Origin of the sequence: Streptomyces griseorubiginosus (assembly GCF_036345115.1) — a bacterium.
In the GTDB taxonomy this organism is placed as follows: domain Bacteria; phylum Actinomycetota; class Actinomycetes; order Streptomycetales; family Streptomycetaceae; genus Streptomyces; species Streptomyces griseorubiginosus_C.
On sequence record NZ_CP107766.1, the window covers coordinates 2,930,120 to 2,946,065 of the forward strand.

At 71.2% G+C, this 15,946-nt stretch carries 15 protein-coding genes; 3 read left to right on the forward strand and 12 right to left on the reverse strand.

Annotated features, from left to right (window positions below):
* Positions 1 to 41: 41 nt before the first annotated feature.
* Both OHN19_RS13000 and OHN19_RS13005 read right to left on the reverse strand, forming a co-directional pair.
* Positions 42 to 260, reverse strand: a complete 219-nt coding sequence (locus OHN19_RS13000; RefSeq protein ID WP_330264349.1) for an EF-hand domain-containing protein — start codon at positions 258 to 260, stop codon at positions 42 to 44.
* Positions 261 to 316: 56 nt separating this feature from the next.
* The gene (locus OHN19_RS13005; protein ID WP_330264350.1) at positions 317 to 1,228 is read right to left on the reverse strand and encodes a MerR family transcriptional regulator; all 912 of its coding nucleotides are present in this window, start codon (positions 1,226 to 1,228) and stop codon (positions 317 to 319) included.
* A gap of 49 nt (positions 1,229 to 1,277) precedes the next feature.
* Here OHN19_RS13005 and OHN19_RS13010 point away from each other — a divergent pair, with 49 nt between their 5' ends.
* Positions 1,278 to 1,934: a GNAT family N-acetyltransferase gene (locus tag OHN19_RS13010; RefSeq protein ID WP_330264351.1), complete on the forward strand. Its 657-nt coding sequence runs from the start codon at positions 1,278 to 1,280 to the stop codon at positions 1,932 to 1,934.
* A gap of 212 nt (positions 1,935 to 2,146) precedes the next feature.
* Here OHN19_RS13010 and OHN19_RS13015 read toward each other — a convergent pair whose 3' ends face one another.
* The 6 genes from OHN19_RS13015 to OHN19_RS13040 form a co-directional block, all read right to left on the reverse strand.
* Positions 2,147 to 3,340 carry a YncE family protein gene (locus tag OHN19_RS13015; RefSeq protein WP_330264352.1) on the reverse strand — a complete coding sequence of 398 codons (1,194 nt, stop codon included), beginning with the start codon at positions 3,338 to 3,340 and terminating at the stop codon, positions 2,147 to 2,149.
* Entirely contained in the window at positions 3,340 to 4,068 is a 729-nt protein-coding gene (locus OHN19_RS13020) for a polysaccharide deacetylase family protein (protein WP_330264353.1), read from the reverse strand. Before OHN19_RS13020 ends, OHN19_RS13015 begins: the two co-directional genes overlap by 1 nt.
* Positions 4,069 to 4,110: 42 nt before the next feature.
* Entirely contained in the window at positions 4,111 to 4,614 is a 504-nt protein-coding gene (locus tag OHN19_RS13025) for an ATP-binding protein (protein ID WP_330264354.1), read from the reverse strand.
* A gap of 262 nt (positions 4,615 to 4,876) precedes the next feature.
* Positions 4,877 to 5,644, reverse strand: a complete 768-nt coding sequence (locus OHN19_RS13030; RefSeq protein ID WP_330264355.1) for an enoyl-CoA hydratase/isomerase family protein — start codon at positions 5,642 to 5,644, stop codon at positions 4,877 to 4,879.
* A 77-nt stretch (positions 5,645 to 5,721) separates the two neighbouring features.
* Positions 5,722 to 6,972: a L,D-transpeptidase gene (locus OHN19_RS13035; protein ID WP_330264356.1), complete on the reverse strand. Its 1,251-nt coding sequence runs from the start codon at positions 6,970 to 6,972 to the stop codon at positions 5,722 to 5,724.
* Positions 6,973 to 7,084: 112 nt separating this feature from the next.
* Positions 7,085 to 8,311 carry a L,D-transpeptidase gene (locus OHN19_RS13040; protein WP_330264357.1) on the reverse strand — a complete coding sequence of 409 codons (1,227 nt, stop codon included), beginning with the start codon at positions 8,309 to 8,311 and terminating at the stop codon, positions 7,085 to 7,087.
* Positions 8,312 to 8,594: 283 nt separating this feature from the next.
* Here OHN19_RS13040 and glgX point away from each other — a divergent pair, with 283 nt between their 5' ends.
* Positions 8,595 to 10,844, forward strand: a complete 2,250-nt coding sequence (glgX, locus tag OHN19_RS13045; RefSeq protein WP_330264358.1) for a glycogen debranching protein GlgX — start codon at positions 8,595 to 8,597, stop codon at positions 10,842 to 10,844.
* 77 nt (positions 10,845 to 10,921) lie between these two features.
* Entirely contained in the window at positions 10,922 to 12,328 is a 1,407-nt protein-coding gene (locus OHN19_RS13050; RefSeq protein ID WP_330264359.1) for a sulfatase, read from the forward strand.
* Here the strand turns inward: OHN19_RS13050 and OHN19_RS13055 are convergent.
* The 4 genes from OHN19_RS13055 to OHN19_RS13070 are packed head-to-tail and all read right to left on the reverse strand — an operon-like array spanning position 12,325 to position 15,871.
* Positions 12,325 to 12,963, reverse strand: coding sequence for a response regulator transcription factor (locus tag OHN19_RS13055; protein WP_330264360.1), 639 nt, complete (start codon positions 12,961 to 12,963; stop codon positions 12,325 to 12,327). The two genes, OHN19_RS13050 and OHN19_RS13055, sit on opposite strands and share 4 nt — an antisense overlap.
* Complete coding sequence (locus OHN19_RS13060; RefSeq protein WP_330264361.1) at positions 12,953 to 14,197, reverse strand: sensor histidine kinase; 1,245 nt, start codon at positions 14,195 to 14,197, stop codon at positions 12,953 to 12,955. The genes OHN19_RS13055 and OHN19_RS13060 overlap by 11 nt, the downstream gene beginning before the upstream one ends.
* 25 nt (positions 14,198 to 14,222) lie before the next feature.
* On the reverse strand, positions 14,223 to 14,957 hold the full coding sequence (locus OHN19_RS13065) for an ABC transporter permease (RefSeq protein ID WP_330264362.1): 735 nt from the start codon (positions 14,955 to 14,957) through the stop codon (positions 14,223 to 14,225).
* On the reverse strand, positions 14,954 to 15,871 hold the full coding sequence (locus tag OHN19_RS13070; RefSeq protein ID WP_330264363.1) for an ABC transporter ATP-binding protein: 918 nt from the start codon (positions 15,869 to 15,871) through the stop codon (positions 14,954 to 14,956). The genes OHN19_RS13065 and OHN19_RS13070 overlap by 4 nt, the downstream gene beginning before the upstream one ends.
* Positions 15,872 to 15,946 lie beyond the last annotated feature (75 nt).

Here is a 15,946-nt window from a genome sequence, read left to right on the forward strand (position 1 = left end):
CGCCCACCGGAAGCCGGTGGGCGCCCCCTTCCCCGTACGTCCTACTTGTTCAGGTAGGCCCAGAACTCGTCGAACGACAGGAGCTTGTCGCCGTTCAGGTCGCGGCTCTTGATGATCGCCTCGGCGACCGACTCGGTCACGTTCCAGTCGCCGCCCTGGGCCAGGGCGGACTTGAACTCGGCGGCGGTGATGGAGCCGTCACCGTCCGCATCGATGCGCTCGAACTGCTTGCGTGCTTCCTCGATGTCGATGTGCGCCACCGGTCCGCCCCTTTTCCTGTGCTTCGTGTCTCGCTGGCTTGCTGCCGCAGGTCAGATTAGCCGCCGGTCCTGGCCCGCAGCGCGGCGACCACCCAGGAGAACTCCGCCTGGTACCTCGGTGGCTCGGGCGCGCCGGAGATGACGGCGGCCAACTCCCGGTAGCGGGCGACCTCCTGGCCCAGGTCGATGCGTTCCAGCACCGCCGCCCGGTCCGTCCCCTCCCCCAGCAGTTCGTCGAGCAGGGCGTCCGCCTCGGGGTCCTCGGGTGCCGTGCCGCGCGCCATGGCGTCCCCGACCAGCTCGACCAGCCGCCGGATGAACCACATCGAGGTGCCGGCCGGGGTGTCGGGGCCCCGGCCGGCCGCGTTGAACTCGATCATCCTGCGCATCGCTGCCCGGAAGTCCTCCTTCCGCAGCAGCTCGGCCAGCTCGACCCAGGCGTCGACCTGCTCGGGGGTCGGGTCGTCGGGCAGGTCGACGCCGATCCGGCGCAGCCGGTCCCGGATCACCGGGTCGGCGGTGTCCAGCCCGCTGAAGGTCTCCTCCACGAAGTCGTCCACGATCCGCTGCCGCTCGGCGGCGGACAGCCGTGCCAGCTTGTTCATGAGTGTCATCTCCTCCGCGGTCGAACCGCGTCGCGCCACGGTCGACAGCACCGCCCGGGTCACCTTCAGCGACCGGATCTGCGCGTCCAGGGCCGCCACGTGCGCGGCTGCCACGGAGGCGAGGTCCTTCTCGCCGGCGACCACCTGACGTACGACGTCCAGCCCGAGGCCCAGTTCCCGCAGCGTGCGGATCAGCTCCAGACGGGCGACGGACTCGGTGTCGTAGAGCCGGTAGCCGCCGGCGGAGCGGGTCACCGGGCCGAGGACGCCCTCGTCGGACCAGTAGCGGATGGTCCGCACGGTCAGTCCGGTGGCCCGGGCCAGCTCGCCGATGGTGAAAAGGCCGGTGCCGTCTTCGATCATGTCTGCGAGTCTGGGCCTTCCAGCGGGTGGAGACTCAAGGAGCGCGGTGATGGAGACTTTGCGGGACATTCTCGATGCGGCGGCCCGTGGTGTCTTCCCGCCCGCGGACGGCGGCACCACGGTCGTTCCGCAGGCCGGCCACCGGGACGCGGGTGTCCTCTCCTTCACGGCCCACTCGGTCGTCTTCACCGACGAGGACCCCGCGTGGGTCCACGCCACCCTGCGCGGCCTGGACTGCGACGCGCTGGCCGCGACCATGAACCCGCGCTTCCTGACGGCCCTCCAGGACCGGACCGGGCGCAGGTCGGAGACCATCGACGTGATGCTGGTCGCCGACCCCCTGCCGGGCGAACCCCCGCTCCCGCTGAAGGAGATCGAGGACGCGAACCACCCCCGTATCGCCTACGCCCGCAGGCGCCGCGACGACATCCGCGCGTGGACTGCCGACGGCGGGGTGCTGGTGACGGGACGCGGTGTGGGCGGCCGCCTGGAGGTCTCGGTCGAGGTCGACGAGGCCGTACGGCAGCGGGGCCTGGGCCGCGCCCTGGTGACCGCGGCCCGCCACCTGACCGCGGAGCCCCTGTGGGCCCAGGTCTCCCCCGGCAACGCCCGCAGCCTGCGCGCCTTCCAGGCGGCGGGCTACCACCCGGTGGGCGCGGAAGCGGTGCTGCTGGCACCTGGACGGGTCACCGGCCCACCTCGGTGAGGACGCGGTGCGTTCCGGCGGCGGTGTCCGGGCGAGCGCGGGGCGGGCCGGAGGCTGGAGTGGCGGGCGGCGGCCGGCGGAGCGAGACCCGGTCGTCGGCGGGCCTCCGTGGCGTCTCCGGCCCGCCAGGCCGGTCGTCAGGACACCCCGGAACACCGGGTGCCGGTTGCGGCATGGAGCGGCGGGGACTCCACGACGGCGCCGGGCCGGCTTCAGCGGAAGATCCCGGTGTGGCCGAGGGAGTAGCGGCCCGGCTGGGGGTACACCGCGAGGCCGTGCGGGCCGCTGCCGACCTTGATGCGGGCGAGCTGTTCTCCGGTGCGGGTGTCGATGGCGTAGACCTCGGAGTTGTAGCGGCCGGAGAGCCACAGGACCTTGCCGTCGGCGGAGACGCCGCCCATGTCGGGACTGCCGCCCTGGGGCAGGTGCCACTTCCTGGTGATCCTGTTCCGGGTGAAGTCGAAGACGGACACGGTCCCTTCGCCGCGGTTGGAGACGTACATCTCGCGGGAGTCGCGGCTGACGTACAGGCCGTGGGTGCCCCTGCCGGTGGGCAGCAGGGTCGGCTTGCCGAAGGTGTCGCCGTCCAGGACCCACATCCCGTCGGCCATCATGTCGGCGACGTAGAACCGCTTCCCGTCGGGCGAGACCTTGACGTCCTGCGGCATGGCCCCGTCGAAGGGCAGCTTCTGCTGCCCGATCACCTTCATCTTCTCGGTGTCGACCTTCAGCAGTTCCCCGCTGAACTCGCAGGAGACGATGAAGTACCGGCCGTCCAGGGAGAAGTCGGCGTGGTTGACGCCGTAGCAGCTGACCGGGACCGTCTTCCTGCGCTCCATGGTGTGCGGGTCGCGGAAGACGAGCTCCCGGTCCAGGGAGGCCATCACCACGGCGTACCTGCCGTTCGGCGTGAAGTACAGGTTGTAGGGGTCGTGCACCTCGACCGGCTCGCCCGCCTTCCCGGTGCTCGGGTCGATCGGGGTGAGGGTGTGCCCGCGGTTGTTGTTGACCCACAGCGTCTTCATGTCCCAGGACGGCACGACGTGTTGGGGCTGCCGCCCGACATGGAGGGTCTCGACGACCTGGTACGTCTTCGGGTCGATGACGGAGACGGTGTCGGACTCGGTGTTCGGGACGTAGACCCGGGACGGGAAGTCCTTCACCACGGGCGAGAGCCGGTTCGGGCGGTCGGCGGCGTACACGTCCTTCGGGTCGAGCACGGGCGGCATCCCGGGCAGCCCCTGGACCCGCTTCCGCACGGGTTTCACCGGCTTCACCGGGGCGGGGACGGCGGCCTTGGTGCCGAGGGCCTCGGTCGCCCCGTCCTTGGTCTCGGTGCCGCAGGCGGCGAGGACGGCGAGGGCGGCACAGGCGATCAGAGCGCGCTGGGCGAGGGTGCGGGGCATCAGCTGAACAACTCCGTGGTGGTCACCGCGGCCAGGCCGCGCCGGTCGAGTTCTTCCAGTACGACGGGGAGCGCGGCGACCGTGTCGGCGTACCCGAAGTGCAGGCTCACCACGGACCCTTCGCGGATCTCGGCGAGGACCTTGCGGGCGACGGCGGCGGCGCTGGGCGAGGTGAAGTCGAGGGAGTCGACGTCGTAGGACAGGACGTGCGGGTAGCCGGCCTCCTGGGCCAGCCGGACGACGAGGGGTGAGGCGGTGGGCGTACGGGAGGGCCGGAACCAGCTTCCGACGGAGCCGGTGAGCCGCCGGATCCGCTCGGCGCAGCCGGTGATCTCCTGACGCGCCTCGGCCTCGGACATCGCGTTGATGTCGAGGTGGTTGAGGGTGTGGTTGCCGAGGTCGTGCCCGCCGTCGAGGATCCGGCGGGCGAGGTCGGGGTGCGTGTCGAGCCAGCTGCCCACGGCGAGCACGGTGACCCGGGCGCCGCGCTGCTCGGCCTCGGTGAGGAGCGCGCGGGCGACGGCGGGATCACCGGCGCCGTGGAAGGTGAGGGCGACACGGGGGCGGTCGCGGGGGCCGTGGGTGAGCTGGGCGGGGAGGGGTGGGGCGCTGCCGGCGGAGTGGGCGGGATGAGCGACGGCACTCCTGGTCGCACACCCCGCGGCCAACGTGAGCCCAGCGGTGGCGAGCAGCACGGCCCGGCGATCGGTAGCGGTCACCCGCCCCATTTAAGGGGTTCTGCACCAGATTGCCGCTGATCGACCCACCGGCTAGCGGTCGGCCACCCGCATCTCGAACCAGGTCGTCTTGCCGCGGGGCAGCAGATCGACCCCCCACCGGTCGGACAGCTTGTCGACGAGGAACAGCCCCCGTCCGCTGACGTCCATCTCCTGCACCGGCATCAGACAGGGCAGCCCCCGGGAGGGATCGCGTACCTCTATCCGGATCCACCCCCGCCGGCGCCGCATGCGCAGGCCGAACACCCGCGCGCCCGTGTGCCGTACGGCGTTGCCGACGAGTTCGGACACGAGTAAGACCGCGTCCTCCGTCATCTTGGGAGTCAGCCCCCACTGACGCAGCACGATCACCTGGGTCAGGCGCCGGGCGGCCGCCGCGGACTCCGGCCGGGAGGGCAGCGGGACCTCCGCCTCGGTGGGGTTTCCGAACAGTTCGAGCGCCTTCAGTGCGTGCTCGTCCTCGACCGCCGGAGACCAGCGCGCCGCCGTCGCACGACCGTCTCCCCGCGGCTGTTCGAAACCCTCCAGCCCCGCCATGACCCCATCATGGCCGCCCAAAGCGCCCTCCGGGGCCGTTCCTGACGAATACGCCCCCCGGAATGCGTCGCTCCGAGAACACCGATCGGCATATGCCGCAGGCACATCGGCGCCGTCGACAGCCCCTGTGACCTGCGGCGGAGGCTCACGAGGAGGCAATCGACGGACTCCCTCGACAAGGCAGACTTAAGGCTGCCTTAAGGCTCCCATAAACCGCCCCATCGAGGGAACCGGATCAGACATCGTGTCAACTGCAAGGGGTTCAGAGGAATTTCGCCTTGCCGGGGCCCTCCTCGACGAAGCTCTTCATGCCCCGCTCGCGGTCCTCGGTGGCGAACAGGCCTGCGAACCAGTTCCGTTCCACCGCGAGGCCCGTCTCGATGTCGGTCTCGAGCCCCGTGTCGATCGACTCCTTCGCGGCGCGCAGCGCGATCGCCGGCCCCTGCGCGAGCTTCGCCGCCCAGGCGTGCGCCTGCGTGTACACCTCGTCGACGGGGACGACCCGGTCCACCAGGCCCAGTGTCAGCGCCTCGTCCGCCTTGACCATACGGCCCGTGAAGATCAGGTCCTTCGCCTTGGACGGGCCGACCAGCCGGGCCAGGCGCTGGGTGCCGCCCGCGCCGGGGATCAGACCGAGCAGGATCTCCGGCTGGCCCAGCTTGGCGTTGTCCGCGGCGATCCGGAAGTCGGCGCAGAGGGCGAGTTCGCAGCCGCCGCCCAGCGCGTAGCCGGTGATCGCCGCGACGACCGGCTTGGGGATGCGGGCCACGGCCGTGAAGGAGTCCTGGAGGTCGCGGGCGCGCAGGACCATCGCGGTGTGGTCCATGTTCTGCATCTCCTTGATGTCCGCGCCGGCCGCGAACACCTTCTCCCCGCCGTACACGACCACCGCGCGTACGTCCTCGCGCCGGGTCGCCTCCTCGGCGAGCTCCTTGAGCCGGTCCTGGGTGGCCACGTCCAGCGCGTTCATGGGCGGCCGGTCGAGACGGATGGTGCCGACGCCTTCGGCGACTTCGAGATTCACGGTCATGTCAGCAGGTTAACGGGCACTAACGGGAACGGGCCCGGTGCAGTACCTCACACCGGACCCGCTGACCGTCGTAAGGACTACGCCGTCCACTTCTCCCACGACATGTTCCAGCCGTTGAGCCCGTTGTCCGGGGCGACCGTCGCGTCGTCGGAGTTCTTCACGACCACCACGTCGCCGAGCAGGGAGTGGTTGAAGAACCAGGCCGCCGGCACCCCGCTGTCGTAGCCGCCCTTGACGTCGCGCAGGCCCACGCAGCCGTGGCTGGCGTTGTAGTTGCCGAAGGCGTCGCCGCCCCAGTAGTTGCCGTGGATGAAGGTGCCGGAGTCGGTGAGGCGGGCCGCGTGCGGGACGTCCTTGATGTCGTACTCGCCGCCGTAGCCGACCGTTTCGCCGTTCATCCGGGTCACCGCGAGCTTCTCGCTGATGACCATCTGGCCGTTCCAGGTGTCGTAGCCGGGCTTGCCGGTGGTGACCTTGAGGGTCTTGATGGTCCTGCCGTCCTGGGTGACCTTCATCGTGTGCTTCTTGGCGTCCACGACGGAGACCTGGTTGCGGCCGATGGTGAAGGAGACGGTCTTGTTCTGCTTGCCGTAGACGCCCTTGCGCCCCTCGACGCCGTCGAGGCGGAGCTCGACGGTGACCTTGGTGCCTTCCTTCCAGTACTGCTCGGGGCGGAAGTCCAGACGGTCGTTGCCGAACCAGTGGCCCTCGACGTCGACGGCCGGCGAGGTCTTGACCGTGATGGCCTTCTCGACGTCCTCGGGGCTGGTGATGCCCCGGGTGAAGCGGAGGGAGAACGGCATTCCGACGCCGACGGTCGAGCCGTCCTCGGGCGTGAAGGTGCCGACGAAGGTGTTCTTGGGAGTCAGGGTGGTGAAGCCGGAGTCCTCGGCGGCCGTACGGCCCTTGGAGTCCTTCGCGACCGCGTGCACCGTGTAGGCGGTGCCGGAGGCGAGATGGGTGGACGGCGTCCAGGAGGAGCCGTCCGCGGCTATCTTCCCCTCCACCGCGGTGCCCTTGGCGTCCTTGACCCGCACCTCGGTCAACTTGCCCTTGGTGGCGCCGACCTTGAGGACGCCGCTGGTGTCGACGGACTTCGCGCCGTCCTTCGGGGTGATGGAGACGACCGCCTCCGACTGCTTGGTCTCGGCGGCGGCCGAGTCACCCTTCTCGCTCTTGGCGTCCCCGGACCCGGAGCCGGAGCCGGATCCTCCGCCACCGCAGGCGGTCACGGCCAGCAGCAGGACGCCGAGTATCAGCGCCAGCAACCCCTTGGCCCCGCGCCCCCGCGCGTCAACCGACGCCCCCGATATCGGTCGCACGTTCAAGTCGTTCTCCCCTCGCCGGGCCTGGTCAGGCCCGCATCACCCCCGCGATCACCGCGTGTCGGCGCATATTAACCGCATAAATTTCAGAATCTTGTGAGTGGAAGGTCACCATTCAGTCACTGCCCGTCTTCCACTGCTTCCAACTCATATTCCATCCCCCGAGTCCATTGTCGGGAGCGACCTTTTTGTCATCGCTGTGGACGACCTCGACCACGTCACCGACGAGACTGCGGTCGAAGAACCAGCCCGCCGGGGTGTCCGAGCTGCCGCCCTTCACGTCCCTGAGTCCCACGCAGCCGTGGCTGACATTGATCCTGCCGGGGGCGTCCGGCGCCCAGTAGTTGCCGTGCAGGAAGGTGCCGGAGTCGGTCAGGCGCAGGGCGTGCGGGACGTCCGGGATGTCGTACTCACCGCCGAACCCGACGGTCCGGCTGTTCATGCGGGTCACCTCGAGCATCTCGGTGACGACCATCTTGCCGTTGTACGTGGTCGTCCTCGGGGCGCCGGCGGTGATCGGCACGGTCGCGAGGAGTTCGCCGTCCCGCCGGACCTGCATGGTGTGGGCGGCCGCGTCCACGAGGGAGACCTGGCTGCGGCCGACGGTGAAGGAGAAGGTCTTGTACTGGAGGCCGTAGACGCCGGGCGCGCCCTCCACGTCACGGAGCCGCAGGGCGACGGTCACGCGGGTGCCGGGCTCCCAGTAGTGCTCGGGGCGGAAGTCGAGCCGGCCGCCGCCGAACCAGTGCGGGCGGATCTCGACGGGGGGCTGCGAGGTGACGTGCACGGCGCGTTCGACGGCGGCGCGGTCCTCGATCGCCCGGTTGAACTCCAGGGAGACGATCATCCCGGTGCCGACGGTGGAGCGGTTCTCGGGGCTGACGTACCCGATGAAGCGCTGCTCGGGGACGTACGTGGTGAAGGTCGTGTGCCGGGCGGAGCGGCGTCCGTGGGCGTCGAGGGCGACCGCGTGGACGGTGTACTTGGCGGCGAGCGCGAGCTGTGCGTCGTCGGGTTCCCAGCGCAGTCCGTCGTCGGAGATGTGCCCGGGCACCGGGATGTCCTGCGCGTCCTGGGACTTGACGACGGTGACCGACTCCAGGCGCCCGCTCGGCACCCGGACCCGCAGTTTCTCCTCCGGCGGCACGCCCTTGCTGCCGTCGTCGGGCGCGACCCTGATCACGTCCTCGGGCGCGGGCGGCTTCCCGAACCCCCCGACACCGCCGATCCCCCCACCCCCGCCCGCGCTACAGCCGGCGACCCCGGCCAGCAGTCCTGCCCATGTCAGTACGGCGGCCAGTACGGCCCCGACGCGCCGAGCGCGCCCACGTCCATGTCTCACGAGGAACCCAACGACGAGGCCCTTCTGGGGGAAACGCGACGCCTTGGACACTACGGCCACGTGGACGCGCCCCTCAGGGGCGCGGGGAACTGCGCGAACGGCCACAACGCACCCGCACCCGCCCGACGACAGACCCACCCTCCCCGTACCGCGCATCGCACCGGGAAACGTGAAAGCGGGGCAAGCGCTGGGCAGAACAGTGGGGAGAACGACGTGAGAGGGCGCCGGGACCGGGACGTCACGCACCCTTTCCCACCTCGTTCCACGAGCCGTGGGAGGACAGTTGTCCAGCGCAGCCGAGCAGGAGGCGGTGACGGAAGCCGCCGAAGAGCGCCCCGCCACGCTGGTGAACGGCACCACACGGCGAGGCACGCCGAAGGTACCCGTGTGGCCCGGCGCGCCCACCCCGCTGGGAGCCAGGTTCCGGGTCGGCCCGGACGGGGTCGCGGGGACCAACTTCGCCCTCTGGGCGGGCGGCGCCGAGGCCGTCGAGCTGTGCCTGTTCGACGCGGACGGCAAGGAGACCAGGGCCCGGCTCAGCGAGCTCACGCACGAGATCTGGCACGGCTTCGTGCCCGGCGTGATGCCCGGCCAGCGCTACGGCTTCCGGGTGCACGGCCGCTGGGACCCCTGGACCGGCGGCCGCTGGAACCCGGCGAAGCTGCTCCTGGACCCGTACGCCCGCGCGGTGGACGGCGACTTCAGCCTGCCGCCGGAGGTGTACGGCCATGTCCGCGACTGGCCGCAGCAGCAGGTCGCGGACACCGTGCGCGACGACCGCGACTCGGCGCCGTTCGTCCCGAAGGGCGTGGTCGTCCACGACGACGTCACCGACGACGAATGGATGGAGGACCGCCGCCCGAAGACCCCGTGGGCGGACTCCGTCATCTACGAGCTGCACGTGCGGGGCTTCACGGCGCTGCACCCCGGCATCCCCGAGGAACTGCGCGGCACGTACGCCGGGTTGGCGCACCCGGCCGCGATCGCGCATCTGGTGAAGCTGGGCGTCACGGCCGTCGAGCTGCTCCCCGTCCACCAGTTCGCGCACGAGGACCATCTGCTGCGGCGGGGCCTGAAGAACTACTGGGGCTACAACTCCATCGGCTACTTCGCGCCGCACGCCGGTTACGCCGCCTCCGGTACGACGGGTCAGCAGGTCGGTGAGTTCAAGCGCATGGTCCGCGCGCTGCACGCCGCCGGGATCGAGGTGATCCTCGACGTGGTCTACAACCACACGGCGGAAGCGGGCGAGCTGGGGCCCACGCTGTCCCTCAAGGGCATCGACAACCGCGGCTACTACCGCCTCCAGTCGGACGCCAGGCGCTACGCGGACTACACCGGCTGCGGCAACACCCTGCACGTGGTCCAGCCGCATGTCCTACGGCTCATCACCGACTCCCTGCGCTACTGGGTGACGGAGATGGGCGTGGACGGCTTCCGCTTCGACCTGGCGGCCGCGCTGGCCCGCTCGATGCACGACGTCGACATGCTGTCCCCGTTCCTCGCGGTCATCGCCCAGGACCCGGTGCTCCGGCGCGTGAAGCTGATCGCCGAGCCCTGGGACGTCGGTTCGGGCGGCTACCAGGTGGGCGCCTTCCCACCCCTGTGGACGGAGTGGAACGACCGCTATCGCAACGCCGTACGGGACTTCTGGCGGGGCGCGCTGCCGGACGTACGCGATCTCGGCTACCGCCTCTCGGGCTCCAGCGACCTGTACGCGTGGGGCGGCCGGCGGCCGTACGCCTCGGTCAACTTCATCACCGCGCACGACGGTTTCACCCTGCGCGACCTGGTGTCGTACGAGAGGAAGCACAACGAGGCCAACGGCGAGGGCAACCGGGACGGCACCGACGACAACCGGGCGTGGAACTGCGGCACCGAGGGCGAGACGGACGACGAGCGGGTACGGGCGCTGCGGCGGCGGCAGCTGCGGAACCTGCTAACCACCCTGCTGCTGTCGACGGGGGTGCCGATGCTGGTCGCGGGCGACGAGCTGGGCCGCACGCAGCGCGGCAACAACAACGCCTACTGCCAGGACAACGAGATCAGCTGGGTGGACTGGGGGCTCCTCGAGGACCCGGGCTGGAAGGCCCTGTTCGACCTCACCGCCCGGCTGATCGACCTGCGCCACCGGCATCCGGTGCTGCGGCGCCGGGCCTTCTTCTCGGGGCGGGCGCATTCGGCGGACGGCCTGCGCGACCTGGCCTGGTTCACGGCGCGCGGCACGGAGATGACGGAACGCGACTGGTACGCGCCTGCGGCCACGCTCGGGATGTATCTGTCGGGGCGGGACATCCCCGGCCGTGACGAGCGCGGGGCACCGATCCTCGACGACAGCTTCCTGGCCGTCCTGCACGCGGGCGACCGCCCGACGGCCTTCCAGCTGCCGGGACCGCCGTGGGCGGAGCGGTACGAGGTGGTCGTCGACACGTCGAGGGAGGAGCAGGGGGAGGCTCCGGGGGTGGTGCACCGGGCGGGGTCGTCGGTGACGGTGCCGGCGCGGGCGGTGCTGCTGCTCAGGGTGGCCGGCTGAGGCCGGCTGTTGCAGGTCCGTGAACAGCTCATGTGATCGCTGGCCATGACAACTGTCCGCTGATCAGACTCGCCCCCATGTCCGAGATCTCCCGCCGTGCCTTCGGTGGTCTCGTCGGTGGCGGTGCCGTGACCGCCGTCGCCGGTACGACGACCACCGCCGAAGCCGCCCCCGCCGAACGCCCCTTCCAGGCCCGGGCCGGTGGTTCCTCCGGCAGACGCCCCAACCTCCTCGTCATCCTCGGCGACGACCTCGGCTGGGCCGACCTGTCCTCCTACGGCGCCCCGCACATCAGGACGCCGAACCTGGACCGGCTGGCCCGGCAGGGGGTGCGGTTCACGGACGCGTACTCGGGCTCCTCGACCTGCTCGCCGACCCGGTTCAGCCTGTACACCGGACGCTATCCGGGGCGTACCCCGGGCGGGCTCGCCGAGCCCGTGGCCGACCGGACGCAGGGGCTGGACCCGAACCACCCCACGCTCGCGTCCCTGCTGAAGAAGGCCGGTTACTCGACCGCGCTCATCGGCAAGTGGCACTGCGGCTGGCTCCCGGACCACAGCCCCACCAAGTCGGGCTGGGACGAGTTCTTCGGCAACCGCGGCGGTGTGCTGGAGTACTTCTCCAAGCTGGGCCAGCTGGGCGACTACGACCTCTACGAGGGCGACGCCACCTACGAGGACCTGCGGTACTACACGGAGGTCCTCACCGAGCGGGCCGTCGAGTACGTCGGCCGCAAGCACGACAAGCCCTGGCTGCTGAACCTCAACTTCACCACCCCGCACTGGCCCTGGCTCGCGGAGGGCGACGAGGAGACGGGCGCCGAGATCGCGGCGAGGATCCGCGCCGCGAAGAGCCAGGCGGAACGCAGCATCGCGTTCAACCACTACGACGGCGGCTCGGTCGCCAAGTACACCGAGATGGTGGAGAGCCTCGACGCGGCCGTCGGCGAGGTGCTCGCGGCGCTGCGCCGCTCGGGGCAGGAGGAGCACACGCTGGTGTACTTCGCCAGCGACAACGGCGGTGAACGCTGGTCGTACCTGTGGCCGCTCAGCGGTGAGAAGTTCGTCCTCCAGGAGGGCGGCATCCGGGTGCCGACGATCGTGCGCTGGCCGCACCGGATCGACGGCGGCCAGGTCAGCCACGAGCCGAACTTCTCCCCCGACTGGACGGCGACCTTCCTGGAGGTCGCGGGCGCCCGTCCCGACCCGGCGTACCCGCTGGACGGGACGAGCCTCGCCGGCTACCTGCTGCGGGGCCAGGACCTCCCGGAGCGGGACCTGTTCTGGCGGGTGCGGGCCAACCGGGCGCTGCGGCGCGGGAGTTGGAAGTACTACCAGGACTCCGCCGGCAAGGACCACCTGTACGACCTCGGCACCGACCTGCGCGAGCAGGCCGATCTCGCCCCGGACAGGCCGGAGTTGCTGGCCGAGCTGAAGGCCGCGTGGGAGAGGACCGCCTCCGGTCTGCTGCCCTACCCCGACTAGCCGAGGATCCCCCGCTGGTACGCCGTCGCGACCGCCGCCGCGCGGTCGTTGACGCCCAGCTTGGCGTACAGGTGGGTGAGGTGGGTCTTCACGGTCGCCTCGCTGATGAACAGCTCGCGGGCGATCTCGCGGTTGGAAGTGCCCCTGGCGACCAGGGCGAGGACCTCGCGCTCACGGGCGGACAGGGGCTCGTTGGCCGGTGCCCCGGGTGAGCGGACGGCGGAGACCAGCCGGGACGCCACCGCCGGGGACAGCACCGTGCGGCCCTCCGCGGCCGCCCGTACCGCGGTGAACAGCTCGTCGCGCGGGGCGTCCTTGAGGAGGTAGCCGGTCGCGCCCGCCTCGATCGCGGGCAGCGTGTCGGAGTCGGTGTCGTACGTCGTCAGGACGAGGATCTTCGCCCGGGCGCCGGCGCGGGTCAGCTCGCGGATGGCGTCCACCCCGCCGCCGCCCGGCATCCGCAGGTCCATCAGGATCACGTCGGGGTCGAGGGCCGCGGCCCGCTCGACCGCCTCGACGCCGTCGGAGGCCTCACCGAGCACGGTGAAGCCGGGCGCGGAGGCGAACATGCCGCGCAGACCGTCCCGTACGACGGGATGGTCGTCGACGATCAGCACCGAGATGTCACTGGTCATGGCGGACCAACGGTACGCGAGCCGACAGCGCGGTGCCGTGGCCCGGCTCCGACTCGACGGTGAGGGAACCGGCGATGCGTTCCGCGCGGGCCCGCATGCCGTCGAGGCCGAAGCCGCCCGCTCGGGTGCGGGCGGGCAGGGCGAGCGGGTCGAAGCCGCGTCCGTCGTCGCGGATGTCGAGGATCACCTCGTCGGTCAGGAAGCTCAGGGTGACGCCGAGGCGGGTGGCGTGCGCGTGCCGGGCGGCGTTGGAGAGGGCCTCCTGGGCGATCCTGAGCAAGGTCGCGGAGACCTCGTCGTGGAGCTGCTCGGCGGTGCCGGTGACCGTGAACTCGGCGCGTACGCCGGTGCGTTCGCCCCAGTCGGCGACCGTCTGCTTCAGGGCCTCGGGGAGCCCCGCGTCGGCCAGGGCGACCGGGGCGAGGTTGTGCACCGAGCGGCGGGCCTCGCCGAGGCTGTGCCGGGCGAGGTCGATCGCCCGGTGGACGTGCTCGCGGGCCTGGCTCTCGTCGGGCGTGTTCGCGACGACCTGGAGCTGGGCGATGATCCCGGTCAGGCCCTGGGCGAGGGTGTCGTGGATCTCGGCGGCGAGCCGCCTGCGCTCGTCGGCGACCCCGGCCTCCCGTGCCTGGACGAGGAGTTGGGCGTGCAGGGCGGCGTTCTCGTCGAGCGCCTGCTGGAGGGCCTCGATGGTCGAGGCGCGCTCGCGGGAACGCTGCTCCTCCTGCTCGGTGATGTGCGCGACCACCGACTGGAGGCCGTAGTTGGCGGCCAGCAGCGCGGCGAACCCCAGCCACTGGGCCGTGCTGTCCGGCATCAGCCCGCCGGCCTGCGCGCCGGCCACGGTGACCGCGCTCGCGAACAGCCCCAGCCGCCGCCACATGCCCGGGATCAGCTCGTCGGCGTCCATGTAGCCGGCCGCCGCGTAGAACGCGAAGAACGGGTTGAGCCAGGTCAGGACGAAGGCGATCGCCCAGCGGACCAGGTAGTACGCCGTCCCGGCCCGGGAGGGGCTGCGGCCCCGGTCGGCGCGGCGGTGCCGGGTGCCGTGCCACCACACCTGGAGCAGGACCGCGGCGCCCACCAGGATCCCGACGAGGTACCAGTCGACGGGGCCGTCCATGATGCCCGCGGAGACGATCGCGAGGACGACGCCGGTGCCGAGGAGTCCGTACGGCCCCCAGACGTGCAGGCGTTCCCAGTACCGGTCGATCCGGGCGTCCGACGCGTTCATCTCCCCAGTCTGCACGGCCCCTCCCCTACTCCCAGCGGAACCAGCGTGACGCGGCGCCCGTGAGCAGCAGCGTCCAGACGACGAGCACACCCACGTGGGTCCAGCCCGGCCAGTGCCCGGCCGCGGCCCGGTTCAGGGCCTCGGCGGCCGCCCCGAACGGGGTGTACCCGACGATCCGGGCGAGGACGTGCGGCATGGTCTGCACCGGCGCCCACACGCCCGCGCAGAACATCGCCGGGAAGAACACCGCGGACCCGATGGCGCCGGCGATCTTCGTGGTCCGGGACAGCGCGGAGACCACCGCGCCGAGCGCGAGGGCGGCGAGCACGGCGAGGACCAGGGCCAGCAGGTATCCGAGGGGCTGTTCGGGCAGTCGTACGGCGAAGGCGAACCGTCCGACGGCGAGGGCCAGCAGCGCTGACGCCAGGGCGGCGCCGCCGTAGACGGTCATCTGCGCGGTGAGCAGGGCGGTCGGGCGGACCGGGGTGGTGGACATGCGGCGCAGGATGCCGCGTTCGCGGTAGCCGGTGAGGGTCTGCGGCATCGACTGGAGGCCGCCGACGATCAGGCCGAGGAGCACGGCCACCGGGACGTAGACGTCGATGGTCCTGAGGCCGCCGAGGTCGGCGTCGTGGTTCCGGAACGACGGGATCGAGCCGAGGATCACCAGGAGCAGGGTGGGGAACAGCAGGATCCAGAAGAGGGCGCCGGGTTCGCGGCGGAAGAGGCGGACCTCGGTCCGCAGGACGGCGGTGTTCATGCCGTGGCCTCCTGGGTGTCGGTCTTCGTGAGGTCCAGGAACGCGTCGTCGAGGGTGGCGTCGACGACCCTGAGCTGGTGGGCGGTGACGTGCCGGCGGGCGAGCAGGGTGATGACGGCGTTCACCGTCTCGTCGGTGCCGGAGAGGGTGAGACGGCCGTCCCGGTCCTCGACGGAGGCGAGCGCGGGCAGGGCGTTGAGCTCGTGCGCGTCGAGCGGCGCGGACGGGGTGAAGCTGATGACGGTGCCGCCCGCCGAACGCCGGATGAGCCCGGCCGGGGTGTCCAGCGCGGCGACCCGTCCCTTGTCGATCACGGCGATCCGGTCGCAGAGCCGCTGCGCCTCCTCCATGAAGTGGGTGACCAGCAGGACGGTCACGCCGTTCGCGCGCACGTCCTCGATCAGCTCCCAGGTGTCGCGGCGGGCGCGCGGGTCGAGACCGGTGGTCAGCTCGTCCAGGACGACGATCCGCGGGTTGCCGACCAGGGCGAGCGCGATGAACAGGCGCTGCTTCTGGCCGCCGGAGAGCTTGCCGAACCGGGTCGTCAGCTTCTGGGCGAGACCGAGACGTTCGGCGAGCGGCCGCCAGTCGAGGGGCCGGTCGTAGAAGGTGCTGTAGAGCTCCAGGGCCTCGCGGACGGTCAGCTTGGCCTGGAGTTCGCTCTCCTGGAGCTGGGCGCCGAGGACGCGGGCCACGCGCGCGTGGTCGGCGACGGGGTCGAGCCCGGTGACCCGGACCCGGCCCCCGTCGGGGACCCGCAGCCCCTCGACGCACTCGACGGTGGTGGTCTTGCCGGCGCCGTTCGGGCCAAGAATTCCAAAAATCTCGCCCTCCTCGACGGTGAGGGAGACACCGTCGACGACGGCCCGGCCGCCGTAGGACTTGCGCAGTTCGCTGACTTCGATGACGGACATGGCACCAGCGTCCCGGCCGGGGGCCGGGTGCCACATCGCCCGTCGCGCTCGAAACGGCATCAACCGATCGGTGGA